We start from the raw sequence: 13,894 nt of genomic DNA, 5'->3' as shown, positions 1-13,894 counted from the left end.
GGTGATGAAGTTTAGAGCAGATCAGGAAAACTGCAGGTCCCTCCGCTCCGTGCTTCGCACTCCGGTCGGGATGACAATTTTAAAGATAGGGTCGCTCTGGCCGGATGACAATTTTCGAATAGCAAAAAAAGAGAGCCTGCATCGGAGCATGATGACACAGGCTCTTTCCTGGAAGGGGTGGTTGCTACTACCGTCCGCCCGTGATCGACACCTCACGCTGTGCGGCGTGCCGTTCACGTACGTCCAGTACTGGTGTGGTCCGAGATGCGAGGCGAATGGTGCGCAGCGCATGCGTGCCGTTTTCGTCGTTGTCGAACTTCATCGACAGCATCGGTGTTTCGGGACCAAAATCTGCGGGTGATGCAGTCCACATGAGAGACAGCTTGGTGTGATCGTGGCTGCTGAGAATGAGAAGGTTCTGACCCTGGTTCAGCTGCACATCGTATATGCCAGCCGGATATACTTTTCCGCGGGTCTCAAAGTTAAAGGGAATGTTAACCGCCGCCCGGGTGTATGCAAACGCAGCGCTGGAGCTAACCAGAGCCACTGCCAGAGCGAATATCTTCGTGATCGGTCGCATTAGGTGTTTCCTCCCTACGCAATGAACAGTACGCAGGCGGAGCAAGACCTGGCGTTAAGTTGCCGTCTAGTTCTTGTCAAATTTGGGAAGATGTTCTTGACGGATCAGATGAAATGAAAAACGGCTGCTGTGTTGTCAAAGCAGCCGTTTTCAGTTTGCGGCGTTGTGTTCTTACGTTAAAGCGTTGAAGAAATACGCCAGACGGTTCCGAATAGCGATTCACATGGCGGCCGGGGCTAAAGCCCCTGCGGTTGAGGTAGGATTTTTCACCGGCCTAAAGGCCGGTGCTTCTACCTGAAAAACCACTCCCTCTCATTCATCAAAAAGTGCTTCATATGCCCCGCTATTGAATCTGGCCCATGTACACGCCGAAGGGAGGCAGCTGCACGCTGTCGAGCGATGCGGGATCGCCTGATCCGGGTGTTTTCATCAATGTTTTCGCCTGTTTGCTGTTGATGCCCTGCGATGAAAGATCGAAGCTCACCTTCTGCGGCTGCGCGGTGAAGTTGCATGCGACAACGACTGCGGGCTGGCCGGGAGCGACGCGCAGCCATGAGAACACGTTGTTGTCACTGGTATTCAACATGATGTTCTTGCCTTCGCGAAGCGCGGGAACGGAGCGTCGGAACTCGATCATCTGCTTGTACCAATTCAGTAACGAGTTGAAGTCCGCGACTTCATTCTTCACATTCACGTTTTTGTAACTCGCAGGAATCGGCAGCCACGGCTTCGCGTCTGCGCCGGTGAAGCCGGCGTTTGGATTGTCATTCCACTGCATGGGAGTGCGCTCGCCGTCGCGGCCTTTCTCTTTCGGCCAGCCGGTGATGCCGATGGGGTCTTTCACGTCTTCCTTGCGTGTTGGCGGCGTAGTGACCATGCCGATCTCATCACCGTAATAGAAGAGAGCGCTTCCACGCGTGGCGAAGAGGATGGTAGCGATGACGCGGCCGATGTCCTGATTGTGCGAGCCGTCGCCGTAGCGGTCAAAGCGCGGCTGGTCGTGGTTGTCGAAGATGATCATCGGCTCATTGCCGTTGATGTCGTTCTGCGCTTCGTCGATGCGCTTGCGGAAAGTGCCGACGTCGAACTTATTAATGAAGCCGATCTGCATGTCCATGGGCAGCTGCAGCTCGTCATTGTTGGCGCCATACATTTTCTTCAGATCGTCGATGCTGTTGAGATAGGTTTCTCCAATGAGGACGATGTTGCGGCCCTTGTAGCTGTCCGCGACCTGACGCAGCTCGCGGAGAACATCGTGCACTTTGGGCAGGTTGTTGGTCAGCGAATCGTCAAGATCCTGATCACCGTAAGCATTGATCTTCGGCTTTCCGTTTTCGTCTTTGAGGACGGCTTCGTCGCGCAGCTGCGGATCTTCAAAGAGCGTGGTGATGGCGTCGAGACGGAAGCCGTCGACGCCATGCTTTACCCAGAAGCGCTCGACGTCATACATGGCCTTGCGCACCTGCGGATTGTCCCAGTTGAGGTCTGGCTGCTGGATGTAGAACTTGTGGTAGTAATACTGGTTTGTTTTGGGATCGAGCTGCCATGCCGAGTGGCCGAAGATCGAAATCCAATTGTTAGGCGGCTGGCCCGGGCCTTTGCCGTCGCGCCATACATACCAGTTGCGCTTCGGGTCGGTCTTCGAGCTGCGCGATGCGATGAACCATGGATGCTTGTCCGAGGTGTGGTTCAACACGAGGTCCATGATGATGTGGATATTGCGTTTCTTTGCTTCGGCTACGAGACGGTCGAAGTCTTTGAGCGTGCCGTATTGCGGATCGATGTCTACGTAGTTGGAGATGTCGTATCCGAAATCAACTTGTGGCGACGGATAGATGGGCGAGAGCCAGATGGCGTCGACGCCGAGGGTCTTCAGATAGTCGAGGCGCGCGGTGATGCCGTTCAGGTCGCCGATGCCGTCGTTGTTCGAATCCTGAAAACTGCGCGGATAGATTTCGTAGAAGACGGCGCCTTTCCACCAGGGCTCTGCGGCTTGCGGTGTTGCTGTCTGTGCCCAGAGGCATCCGCTGAATGCGAGTGCGCCTAATAAGCTTAATGCTTTTGTGTGCATTGACTTCATGGATGGACCTCCCAGGAAAGGTGTTTAGAATGCTTTTTGGGCTCTGTTGAATTCGTGATTGAAAATCAACCGCCAAGACGCCAAGCGCGCCAAGATTCCGCAAAGAAAAACTTCTCTCACCACAGAGCGCACGGAGAACACAGAGAGCGCTTCAGCATCTCAATCCTTGAGAAAACTACCACATTGGACACAGCGATTGCAGCATAGTTATTGCGGCTTGCTGCCGACGATGCCGTAGTCTTTCGATTTGTCGTGGAGGCCGGTTTTGCTGCCGCTGTTGTCCTTGTGTTTGAAGTCGAGGCCGAATCTGGCCTGGGATTTTGTGCCGCTGATTCTGATGGGGACTTCCGTGCCTGCGCCATTCTTGGCAAAAAACGGGTCGACCGGCTTCAGCAGGATGGATTTCCATCCCGTCATGAGCTGGGAAACCTTTGCCGTGAGGCGCGCCTTACCGTAGAAGTCATACTCATTTTTCCCCATGCTGTAAACGCCCTGAAGCGCGATGTCCGCTCCGGGAACGTTGTACTTGAGGCTGGAAAATGTCACTTTGCCATTGCCTAGCTGAAATTGACCGCGCATGTCGGACTGGATGCCCTGCGGGTTCTGCTTGTCGATGGCTTTGGCTTCGCCGGCGCGGCCCTGACTGCGCAGGCTGAGCTGATCGACTTTTGCCTGCACGGTATCACTTGAGAAGATTGCATTCGACACGGAGAAATTTCCGTTGAGCTGCAGCTTGTCGGTTACCGCTGCCTGGCCGGGAGGCAGGAAGAATTTTGTCTTCATTGTGAGATCGCCGCTCATGATGGGAGGCAGCGACTTTACGCCGAGACGCAATACGTCTTCAATGCGCGCGGGACCGACGGTGACATCGAGCGTGATGTTGTGGCCACCCTGCGGCGCGCGCACTACATCTCCACTGGCGACGATGTGCGAATGCAGCAGCTGCGCGTCTACCGGCTGCAGGTATGTGTCGCCGGTTGTGCCGTCGACGATGGCGTGAAACCTGGTATGCAGCGGCATGGGATGGCCGCCGGTGTTGACCTGGAAGTCAGGCGTGTCGGTCTCTCCATCGACAACAATGTTGTTCAACGTGCCGTTGTATTTTCCCGTGGAGGAGAGAATGCCGCCGATGCCCTTCAGCGTGCCGAGGTCGGCGTGGCTAAAGCTGTAGCTTCCTTCAACAGGCGAGTCGCCGGGATTGTGCGCGTCGAAGGGGCCGAAGTAGCCGTTGGAGTCGATGTCACCAACGGGTTTGGGATTGGTGAGGATGGCGTGGAACTTGAGCGGCTGGCCGGAGCCGATGGATTCAAGATCGAGATGGCTGATCTCAAAATCGAGCGGGATTTTTCCCGGCTTGTTTGTCTCGAGCACGAGCGTTGCGTTCTCCGCCTGCATCCTGCTGACGTAGAGTTTGCTGTTGCCGCCGCTGCTGCTGCTCGAAAGCTTCGGCATATTATGGCGCTCGCTTTTTGGCGGGAGATGGATAGCCAGCCCTTTGAGCTTTACGAGACCGATGTTCATGGGGGCATGCAGCAGGTCGCGCCAGCCGGTGTGGAAGGAGAATTCATCGACGGCAAAGAGTGGGTGATCCATCGTGATCTGGTTGGGATAGAGGCGCAGGCCGGAACCGCGGACTTCTACGCCATCGAGAAAATACACATCGAAGTGCGCGAGCTCGACACGGCTGTCAAACCTGTCACTAAGAGCTGCGATGACGCGGGCGCGCAGAATGGGCTCAGAGCGGTGCAGGAGAATCTCAACTGCAACGCCGGCGCATATCAAGAGGATCAAAAAAATGCCCGCGCTCCATAGCAAGATGCGCTTGAAGCGACTATGCTTTTTTATTGCTGTTACAGGCTGGTCTTGCACGTTCAAAGCCTTTCTGTGGGTGTGGTGTTTATGAAATTAGAGGCACGTTTCCGTCTTGCTGTTGGCTCTGCTGTGAAGTACCTGGGCTGTTTGCTTGTCATCAGCTTGTGCCTACCTGGTGTAGCGCAGACAGGTTCTTCCTCAACGAATATCGATGAGTATATTCACCAGGCGTGGGGCACGCTTTCGCGCTCGATGGTGGACTGCCACTCGTTTACCGATACCAAGCTGAAGGCTGCTCCGGTGCTTTATCTGCCGCAGGAGATTGCCGAGCCGAAGCAGGTGGCTGCGCTGAAGGCGCAGTGCAAGGTAGATGTGGAGAGACTGCCGAAGCGGATTACGCATATTGGCGAGATTGATCCGCGGTCGATCAAGGTTCCGGGACTGCTTTATCTGCCTAATAAATATGTTGTGCCCGGCGGGCGATTCAACGAAATGTATGGGTGGGACAGCTACTTTATTCTGCTGGGCCTGCTCAAGGATGGCCACACGGATCTTGCGCGCGGCATGGTGGAGAATTTCTTCTTTGAGATTGAGCACTACGGCAGCATTCTGAATGCGAACCGCACGTATTATCTGACGCGGTCGCAGCCTCCGTTTCTTTCGTCGATGATTCGCGATGTGCATGACGCGGAGGGCGCGGGAAAGAAGGATGATGAGTGGCTGGCGAAGGCTTATCCCTATGCGGTGCGCGATCATAATTTGTGGCTGAGTGATTCTCATCGCGCGGGTGATACGGGGCTGGCGCGCTACTACGATCTGGGCGAGGGGCCGGTTCCGGAAGAAGATGATGATACGACGTACTACTCGGATGTGATTCGCTGGCTGCTGGCGCATCCTGATGTGCATACGGATTATTTAGTGAGTGTGCCGGACCAGCCGGATGGAGCAGCAAAGACGAAGCTGGCACAGACGAGCTGCGATGTTCGTGTCTCGGCGGTGTGCGCGCGGGCGCATGTCAACGGGCACTGGCTTTCGAAGGATTTCTATCGCGGCGACCGGGCGATGCGTGAGTCGGGGTATGATCCGAGCTTCCGGTTCGGGCCATTCAGCGGGGCGACGCATCACTATGCGCCGATCTGCTTGAACAGCCTGCTTTATAAATATGAGCGCGATCTGGCCTGGATGGCGGAGAAACTGGGCAAGTCTGCGGAAGCGAAGGAGTGGAACGCGCAGGCGGAGGCGCGCAATGCTGCGATCAACAAATATCTGTGGAACGCGCATGAGGGAATGTACTTTGACTATGACTACATGACGCACAAGCAATCCACGTATCGCTATCTAACGACGTTCTATCCGCTGTGGGCGGGGCTTGCCGATGAGCAGCAGACCAAAGGCGTGGAGAAGTCGCTGCACTGGTTTGAGCAGCAGGGCGGGCTGGCGATGAGCACGTATGATTCGGGCACGCAGTGGGACTTGCCGTTTGGCTGGGCTCCTCCTTCATGTGTTGCGATTGCTGGTCTTGAGAAGGTGGGTGATCTTGAAGATGCGCGTCGCATCTCGGAGAAATTCAGCGGCACGATTCGAGCTAACTTTGACCGCGATCACACCATCCACGAGAAATATGATGTGGTGCATGGATCGTCGGAGCTGAATGTCGCTACCGGCTATAAAACAAACGTGGTGGGCTTTGGCTGGACCAATGCCGCCTACCTGAAGATGCAGCAGTTGCTTGCAACTGCAGGAGCAAAGAGTGAACGAGAGACAACGGCGCCTGATCGTGGGACTCGGTGAACTGGGATGGGATCTGCTGCCGGATGGAAAGCAATTGGGCGGCGCATCGGCGAATTTTGCCGTGATGGCGGCGCGGCTGGGCAATCATGGAGTGATCGCGAGCCGTATCGGGGAAGATGAGCTGGGCTCGGATGCTATTGAATATCTTTCTGCCCTTCCCGTGGATTCTACTTATCTGCAGACGGACACGCGGCATGCGACGGGCAGCGTTTCTGTTTCGCTGCGCGATGGGCAGCCGGAGTATGTGATTCATCGTCCGGTAGCGTGGGATTTTTTTGAGTTCACTCCGGAGTGGCAGGAACTTGCGCAGCAGGCTGATGCTGTTTGCTTCGATACGCTGGCACAACGGGACGCGGTCTCGCGCGAGACTATCGGCGAGTTTCTCGATGCAGCGTCGCCCGATTGCCTGCGGGTTTTCGATGTGAATATACGGATACCGTTTTTTGATGCCGAGGTGCTGACGCATTCTCTGCCCAAAGCCACGCTGGTGAAGCTGAACGATGCGGAGATGCCTGCGGTGCTCTCGATGCTTGGGTTTGCGGAGCATTCGGGTATGGATGAGACTGCGCTGTTGCATGGCGCGCGCCATCTGCTCGACCAGTTTCCGCTGCAGCTTGTCTGCGTGACGATGGGATCGCATGGCAGCCTGCTGGTCACGCGTGATGCTTATGACCGGCATCCCGGGATTCCGGTGAAGGTGGCGGACACGGTGGGCGCGGGAGACGCGTTTCTCGCAGCGCTGATTCATTACTTCCTGCAGGGCGCTCCGCTGCCTGTAATGAACGAGGCTGGAAACCGCTGGGGAGCGTGGGTTGCGTCGCAGCCGGGCGCGATGCCTGCGCTGTCGGATGAAATACGCGGCGAGATCGAAGCGAAGATCAGACAGGCTGTAGAATCCTGATTGATGCAACATGTAACAGCACAGGAGCGGCGCGAGGCTGGACGGCTGCGCCGCAAGCAACTGCCGCGACAGGACCAGGCGAGCTGGCAGCCACAGCACCGGCGGCACAATCCGATTGCTCTGATTGAAGAATCGATGCGCGGACGGCTGCCTGCGCTGGTGGCAATCAAGTACGAGCGCATGGCGGCGTCTGCTTTCGGGTTTTTCCGCGGCGCTGTGCCGGTGATGGCAGCGGACCTTTCTCTGCTGCCGCAGACGGGGATCGTGAACCAGATTTGCGGCGATGCGCATGTGCGCAATCTGGGAGCGTATGCTGCTCCAGATGGGCGGCTGGTCTTCGACATCAACGATTTTGACGAGACGATTCGCGCGCCTTTCGAGTGGGACCTGAAACGCCTGGCCACGAGCCTTGTCCTGGCGGGACGCGAGACGGGGATGAAGCGCGCGCAGTGCGAAGAAGCCGTGCAAAAGCTTGTTGCCCAGTATCGCAAATTTGTGGAGATGTTTGCGCGCATGCCGGTGATTGATGCGGCGCGCTTCCAGATACACCGGCTGCAGCGGATTGCTCCTGTTTCGACTGCGCTGCTGAAGGCGGAGCGCTCTACTCCGGTGCATACGCTCGAGCAGCTCACGGTTCCGGCAAAGGAGAAGCGCGTCTTTAAGGAAGAGCCCCCGCTGCTTACGCGGCTGGGATCGGCGCAGGCGCGCGCGGTTCTGGCTTCTTTGCATGAGTACACGCAGACGCTGCTGCCGGAGCGCAGGCACTTCTTTGCGCAGTACAGGCCGGTGGATGTGGGATTCAAAGTCGTCGGGACGGGGTCGGTGGGGCTGCGTGATTACCTTGTCTACTTTGAGGGCAATGGGCCGGGCGATCCGCTGTTTCTGCAGATCAAGGAAGAGCCGCTTTCGGGCTATGCAAAGTATGTCGATTACCATGGACCGCATCATCAGGGGCAGCGCGTGGCGGAGGGCCAGAGGGCGATGCAGTTTGCGTCCGATCCGTTTCTGGGATGGACGACGATTGTGAACCGCCACTACCTGGTGCGGCAACTGAATGACCATAAGGCCGGGATCGAAGTAGACGATCTGAAAGGGACCGGGCTGCTCGAGTATGCGGAGATGTGCGGCGAGCTGCTGGCCCGGGGTCATGCGCGGTCGGGGGATGCCTGTCTGCTTTCAGGATATATCGGTAATGGCAAGCGCTTTGCTGATGCGCTGGTGAAGTTTGCGGAGGCTTATGCCGATCAGACGGAGCGGGATTGGCAGGAGCTTTTGAAGTCAAGGCATGTGCCTAAGAAGAACAAATCAGCTAGTCAGGAGAGCGGCAAGTCAGCGTGACTGTTTGGATGTTGACTATATCTGTTTGACAGCCATTCACGCAGGCTGGGACAGCGATTGACCATGGCTGTGTTTGAACTGAGTCAAGTAAATGACCAGCAACTCGATTGGGTAATTCTCCGCGATGGCGGCATAGCTCTCTATTGGCGCCCGGAAATTCTAGCAAAGGATATGGGCTGGCTCCAATCACATGGCTATGTAATTCATTCGTTCGAGGCCTCCGACTGGAAGTCTGAAGAGGATATGCATGATTCTCTACGGACTGCCCTATCCTTTCCTGACTACTATGGGAGAAACCTCAATGCACTCGATGAGTGTATGTGGGACGATGTGATCATACCCGAAATTGGTGGGCTGGTGCTTGTACTTAACCACTACGATCATTTCGTAAGAGCTATCCGTTTTGCTGATGTCGTGCTAGATATATTTGCGCGCGCAATTCGTTATCACAGCCTTGTAGGCAAACGCTTATTGGTTCTCGTTCAATCAGACGATCCTAAAATTCAGTTCGGACGTCTCGGCGGTATAGCAGCAACATGGAACTGGCGTGAATGGCTCAATAAGAACCGCGGTCTGTGATTGTGATCAAAGAAAAGCACTCCCTCAGGGGCTAAAGCCCTTTTCGCTTTTGTGGTTTATGGCACGGCTAAAGCCGTGCCCTTTCAAAACTAACCCCACCCAAGCCAAACCCGGGCTTGAATGAAGCACCTGATTACGCTGGATTTTGCAAAACTCCCAGGTTAGCTTCGCGAACCTAGGGCACCCATGTTAGGGCTGCCTATGCGAAAAAGCAGATCCTTCGCTCTGCTCAGGATGACATCGTCTCAGGGCAAGAGCCATTGGCGCCAGATAGGCTCGATACAATAAAACCATGCTGCAACTGGCCGGCGCCGGCAAACGATTTGGGCCGAAACTTCTTTTTCGGGATGCTAACTGGCTGATTACGGCGAACGAGCGCACGGCGCTGGTGGGCGCGAACGGCACGGGCAAGTCTACACTTCTCAAAATTCTGGCTGGCCTCGATTCGCTTGACTACGGCGGGCTCCAGCGTACGCGCGGGATGAGCATCGGCTATCTGCCGCAGGATGGGCTGGCGCTCTCGGGGCGGACGGTTTTTGACGAATGCCTCTCCGTCTTTGAAGAGCTGCGCAGCATTGAAGAGGAGCTGCATGCACTGTCGTCTGCGCTGGCGGAGCTCGATCCGGAAAGCGGCGAATACGAGGCGGCGGCGGAGCGGTATTCGAACCTGAGCACGCGGTTCCATGCGCATGACGGTTATGCGCTCGATGCGCAGGTGGGCACGGTGCTTACAGGGCTTGGCTTCAGCAAGGAAGACTGGGCGCGGCGGACGGAAGAATTTTCGGGCGGCTGGCAGATGCGGATTGCGCTTGGAAAGCTTCTGCTGCAGAAGCCGAATCTGTTACTTCTCGATGAGCCGACGAACCATCTTGATCTCGAATCGCGCAACTGGCTTGAGGAGTATCTGCGGACGTATCCGAATGGCTTTGTCATGATTTCGCATGACCGTTACTTTCTGGATGTGACGGTGAACAAGATTGTCGAGATATGGAACAAGGGGCTGCATTTCTACTCCGGCAATTACGAGCGATACATCCAGCAGAAGGCCGACCGGCGGGCACAGCTTGAGGCGGCGTACCGCAACCAGCGGGAGCGCATTGAGCATCTGGAATCGTTTATCAATCGTTTCCGCTACCAGGCCACGAAGGCCAAACAGGTGCAGAGCCGCATCAAGGAACTGGAGAAGATCGAGCGCATCGAGATTCCGCAGGAGGAGCAGGCGATTCACTTCACCTTTCCGCAGCCTCCTGCATCGGGGCGGACGGTGGTTGAGGTTTCCGGGCTTGATAAGAATTATGGGCAAAAACTCGTGCTCTCAGACGTGAGCTTCACGATTGACCGCGGCGACCGCATTGCGCTGGTGGGCGCGAATGGCGCGGGCAAATCGACGCTCATCCGCATGCTATCGGGACAGGAGGCGCCGACTTCGGGCGTGCTGAAGCTGGGACACAACGTTCTGCCTGACTATTTTGCGCAGGACCAGTACAAGGTGCTTGATCCGGCGGCGCGGATGCTCGATGACATAGGGCGCATTGCGCCGCGCGTTCCGGAGACTGACCTGCGCAGTCTGCTGGGGTGTTTTCTATTTTCAGGCGATGACGTGTTCAAGCCGCTGGGGGTGCTCTCGGGTGGAGAGCGCAACCGCTATGCGCTGGCGCGGATTCTGGTGAGTCCGGCGAATTTTCTGCTGCTCGATGAGCCGACGAACCACCTTGATCTGCGGGCGAAAGATGTGCTGCTGGATGCGGTGAACAAATTTACCGGCACGGTGATTTTTGTTTCGCATGACCGCTACTTTATCGACCGGCTGGCGACGCGGGTCTTCGAAGTGGAGGGCGGGCATGTGCATGTGTATCCCGGTAACTATGAGGACTATTTGTGGCGCAAGCAGGGGGTGACGGCTCCGGTTGCTGAAGCTGTTTCCGTTCCGGTGGCGGTTGTCGAGACTCCGGCTGCGACTCCTTCGGAGAAGGCGCGGCGGGTGAATCCGATCAAACTTCGGCAGATGCAGGAGAGGCTCTCTTTTGTGGAAGAGGAGATTCCGAGGGTGGAGGCTTCGATTGCGGATACGGAGCAGTCGCTTGGGGTTTTTGTGAGTGCCGAGGAGACGAGCCGGCTTACTTTGCTGCTGGAGGAGCTGCGGAAGCAGCATGGTTCGCTTACGGGGGAGTGGGAGGAGTTGATGGGGCAGTTGGAGGAACAGCAGGTTGGATAACCAGGGTGCAGCGTGCAGCGCTCAGGGTGCAGGAACTGCAGGTCCCTCCGCTTCGGTCGGGATGACAATTTTGGGAAAGATTTGTGGTTCCCACCCTATCGCGCAACATCAGCGCGATAGGATGGGGCACCCGTTGATGCGGCTATCGTAGCAAAAAGCGGTCGTTGCTTTGCAACGATTCGCACGAGCGTTGCTCGTGCGGATCCTTCGACTCCATTTCACTCCGCTCAGGATGACGCTTTTGCGGCCTTACAACGTATTTCAACAATGCTGAGCATAATTTCGCTATTCTTTTAGTGGTTTGCGAGCGAAGTAATACAGCGAGAAGGCCAGCAGGGCGAAGGCGGCTATCGAGATGGCCTGGTGCTGGAGGAGGCGGTCGATCGCGCTGCCTGCCGGGAACCAGAGGTGCAGTGGGTTGCCGGTTGCTGTTTCGTAGAGCTTGCGGGCTACTCCGAGAAGGCCCATGACGCCGCCGGCGGCGATGAGTCCGCTGGCGTAGAGGGAGCCGGGAGAGACTTCGCTTTCGGTCTCTGCGGTGTCGCCTCCCGCTTTGGCGACGGCGCGCTCGACCATCCAGCGCACGATGCCTCCGCAGAACATGGCGAGCGTGGTGCCGATGGAGAGATAGGCTCCGACAGCGAAAGACAGAGAGCGCACGCCGAGGACTTCAACGGCGAGGACGAGGAAGACGCCGAGAAAGACGAGTCCCCAGGGGAGCTTGCGCGAGAGGATTCCGTTGATGACGGTGGCCATGAGGCGGCCCTGCGGCGCGGCAGCCTTCTCGCTGCCGATGCCCTGCATCCACTGGACTTCAATCATGCCGGTCTTCGGGTTATAGAGGTACTTGCCGTCGGGGAGCACGGTCGATCCGAGGGCGTTGAGCAGCGTGTACTGGCTGCCTTCTACGAATTCTGTTGAGTTGTCAGGCTTAGTCAAAAGAAAGCGCTGGCGGGAGAAGTGCTGCTGCTGGACCTGAACTCCATCGGGCGGTGCGGCCACATTGAAGGCTATGGGCTGCTTCATGGGCGTGAACTCTTCGAGGCCCTTGTTCATAGCGTTCAGCGTGATGCCTATCGAGAAAACCGAAACGATTACGCCTACCATGACGGCGAGCTGCTGCTTCCACGGTGTTGCTCCGATGATGTAGCCGGTTTTGAGATCCTGCGAGGTGTCGCCTGCGTTGGCGGAGGCGATGCAGACAACTCCGCCGATGGAGATGGCGAGCGCGCCGAAGGCTGGGGCGGTCCAGCCGCTGACGAGGAAGACGGCTGCTGTCGCCATCAAGGTGGCGATGGTCATGCCGCTGACGGGATTTGCGGAGCTTCCGATCAGACCGACGATACGGCTGCTGACGGTGACGAAGAGAAAGCCGAAGGCCATGATCAGCAGCGCGGCTGCGAGGTTGGCGAGCCATCCGGTTTGCGCGCCAGGGATGGGCTTAAAGGTGAGGAAGAGGAAGATCATGAGCACCAGCAGGACACTTCCTATCAAGACGATGTTCATGGGGATGTCACGGTCGGTGCGCGAAGAACGGTCGGTTGCTGCGCTTTTACCGATGGTCTTGAAGCCGGCACGCAGCGCGTTGAATATCGTCGGCATGGTACGCAGCAGCGTGATGAGGCCGGAGGCTGCGACTCCGCCTGCTCCCATGGGACGGATGTAAGTTCGCCACAGATCACTGGGGGACATCTGCGCGATGGGCACGGTGCCGGGATAGATCGCTCCGGGATAGTGCGCGCCGAAGAAGTGAATCGCAGGCATGATGACGAGCCAGCTGATGATTCCTCCGGCGAAGAGAGTGCCGGCGATGCGCGGGCCGATGATGTAGCCGACGCCCAAGTACTCAGGAGTGGCTTCGGCGCGAACGGCGCCGCCGGGGAGCCATTTGGGCTCGTAGTTGGGAGTGCCGGGCCAGGCTCCGAGCAGGTTCTCGTTCTGGAAGAGAGTGTAGAGGGCGCCGAAGCCCAATCCATAGAAGACGCGACTGGCAAACGAGCCGCCCCGCTCGCCGGCGATGAGCACGTCGGCGCAGGCGGTGCCTTCGGGGTAGGTGAGGTTGCCGTGCTCTTCGACGATGAGCTGGCGGCGCAGCGGGATCATGAAGAGAACGCCGAGCCATCCGCCGAGCAGGGCCAGCATGAAGATGCGGATGTATTCGAGATCGAAGCCAAGAAAAATAAGCGCGGGCAGGGTGAAGATGACTCCGGCGGCGATGGACTGGCCGGCGTTTCCGGTGGTCTGGACGATATTGTTCTCAAGGATCGACGCCTTGCCCAGTGCGCGCAGCACGCTGATGGAGAGAACAGCGATGGGGATGGAGGCGGCGACGGTGAGTCCGGCGCGGAGGCCGACGTAGACGGTAACTGCTCCGAAGAGAAGACCGAAGATACAGCCCAGGAGCACGGCGCGGATGGAGAACTCGCGGCGGGATTCGGAGGCGGGAACGAAGGGTTGGAAATCTTGTTTTGTGGGCGGCACTGCTACTCCTCCAGGAAAGCGTGAGTGTATCAGGACTGGCCGTCCGGGCACACGCGCGCTTTGCGCGCCATTCTTGCTGCTGCTTGATATTCAGTTTCCTTTTCGCTTCCTTTGGTC

General features: G+C 57.3%; 9 protein-coding genes. 5 read left to right on the top strand and 4 right to left on the bottom strand.

Annotated elements, in window-relative coordinates; translation table 11 throughout:
- Positions 1–187: 187 nt before the first annotated feature.
- From AC5S16_RS15590 to AC5S16_RS15580, 3 genes are all read right to left on the bottom strand, one after another.
- On the bottom strand, positions 188–580 hold the full coding sequence (locus tag AC5S16_RS15590) for a hypothetical protein (RefSeq protein WP_493931014.1): 393 nt from the start codon (positions 578–580) through the stop codon (positions 188–190).
- A 343-nt stretch (positions 581–923) separates the two neighbouring features.
- The gene (locus AC5S16_RS15585; protein WP_493931013.1) at positions 924–2,660 is read right to left on the bottom strand and encodes a glycoside hydrolase family 13 protein; all 1,737 of its coding nucleotides are present in this window, start codon (positions 2,658–2,660) and stop codon (positions 924–926) included.
- Positions 2,661–2,867: 207 nt separating this feature from the next.
- On the bottom strand, positions 2,868–4,451 hold the full coding sequence (locus AC5S16_RS15580) for an AsmA family protein (RefSeq protein ID WP_493931012.1): 1,584 nt from the start codon (positions 4,449–4,451) through the stop codon (positions 2,868–2,870).
- A gap of 108 nt (positions 4,452–4,559) precedes the next feature.
- Between AC5S16_RS15580 and AC5S16_RS15575 the strand changes: the two genes are divergently transcribed.
- The 5 genes from AC5S16_RS15575 (at position 4,560) to AC5S16_RS15555 (ending at position 11,296) form a co-directional block, all read left to right on the top strand.
- Positions 4,560–6,263 (top strand): trehalase family glycosidase, encoded by a 1,704-nt coding sequence (locus AC5S16_RS15575; RefSeq protein ID WP_493931011.1) that lies wholly within the window; start codon positions 4,560–4,562, stop codon positions 6,261–6,263.
- A complete protein-coding gene (locus AC5S16_RS15570; RefSeq protein WP_493931010.1) occupies positions 6,223–7,164 on the top strand; it encodes a carbohydrate kinase family protein in 942 nt (313 codons plus the stop codon). Before AC5S16_RS15575 ends, AC5S16_RS15570 begins: the two co-directional genes overlap by 41 nt.
- Positions 7,165–7,167: 3 nt before the next feature.
- Positions 7,168–8,502 (top strand): DUF2252 domain-containing protein, encoded by a 1,335-nt coding sequence (locus AC5S16_RS15565; RefSeq protein ID WP_493931009.1) that lies wholly within the window; start codon positions 7,168–7,170, stop codon positions 8,500–8,502.
- A 63-nt stretch (positions 8,503–8,565) separates the two neighbouring features.
- Entirely contained in the window at positions 8,566–9,081 is a 516-nt protein-coding gene (locus AC5S16_RS15560; protein WP_493931008.1) for a barstar family protein, read from the top strand.
- Between the two features lie 292 nt (positions 9,082–9,373).
- Positions 9,374–11,296, top strand: a complete 1,923-nt coding sequence (locus AC5S16_RS15555) for an ABC-F family ATP-binding cassette domain-containing protein (protein ID WP_493931007.1) — start codon at positions 9,374–9,376, stop codon at positions 11,294–11,296.
- A 285-nt stretch (positions 11,297–11,581) separates the two neighbouring features.
- Here AC5S16_RS15555 and AC5S16_RS15550 read toward each other — a convergent pair whose 3' ends face one another.
- Positions 11,582–13,777 (bottom strand): OPT family oligopeptide transporter, encoded by a 2,196-nt coding sequence (locus AC5S16_RS15550; protein WP_493931006.1) that lies wholly within the window; start codon positions 13,775–13,777, stop codon positions 11,582–11,584.
- Between the last annotated feature and the right edge of the window lie 117 nt (positions 13,778–13,894).

The organism is Acidobacterium sp. FHG110202_01 (genome assembly GCF_059115305.1).
The sequence above is the reverse complement of the archived record's forward strand: the minus strand, read 5'-3'. Positions and strand labels throughout refer to the sequence as shown.

Excerpts from the sequence above, each read along its gene's own strand:
- AC5S16_RS15590 (WP_493931014.1), bottom strand. The coding sequence starts at position 580 with ATGCGACCGATCACGAAGATATTCGCTCTGGCAGTGGCTCTGGTTAGC.
- AC5S16_RS15585 (WP_493931013.1), bottom strand. The coding sequence starts at position 2,660 with ATGAAGTCAATGCACACAAAAGCATTAAGCTTATTAGGCGCACTCGCA.
- AC5S16_RS15575 (WP_493931011.1), top strand. The coding sequence starts at position 4,560 with ATGAAATTAGAGGCACGTTTCCGTCTTGCTGTTGGCTCTGCTGTGAAG.
- AC5S16_RS15565 (WP_493931009.1), top strand. The coding sequence starts at position 7,168 with ATGCAACATGTAACAGCACAGGAGCGGCGCGAGGCTGGACGGCTGCGC.
- AC5S16_RS15560 (WP_493931008.1), top strand. The coding sequence starts at position 8,566 with ATGGCTGTGTTTGAACTGAGTCAAGTAAATGACCAGCAACTCGATTGG.
- AC5S16_RS15555 (WP_493931007.1), top strand. The coding sequence starts at position 9,374 with ATGCTGCAACTGGCCGGCGCCGGCAAACGATTTGGGCCGAAACTTCTT.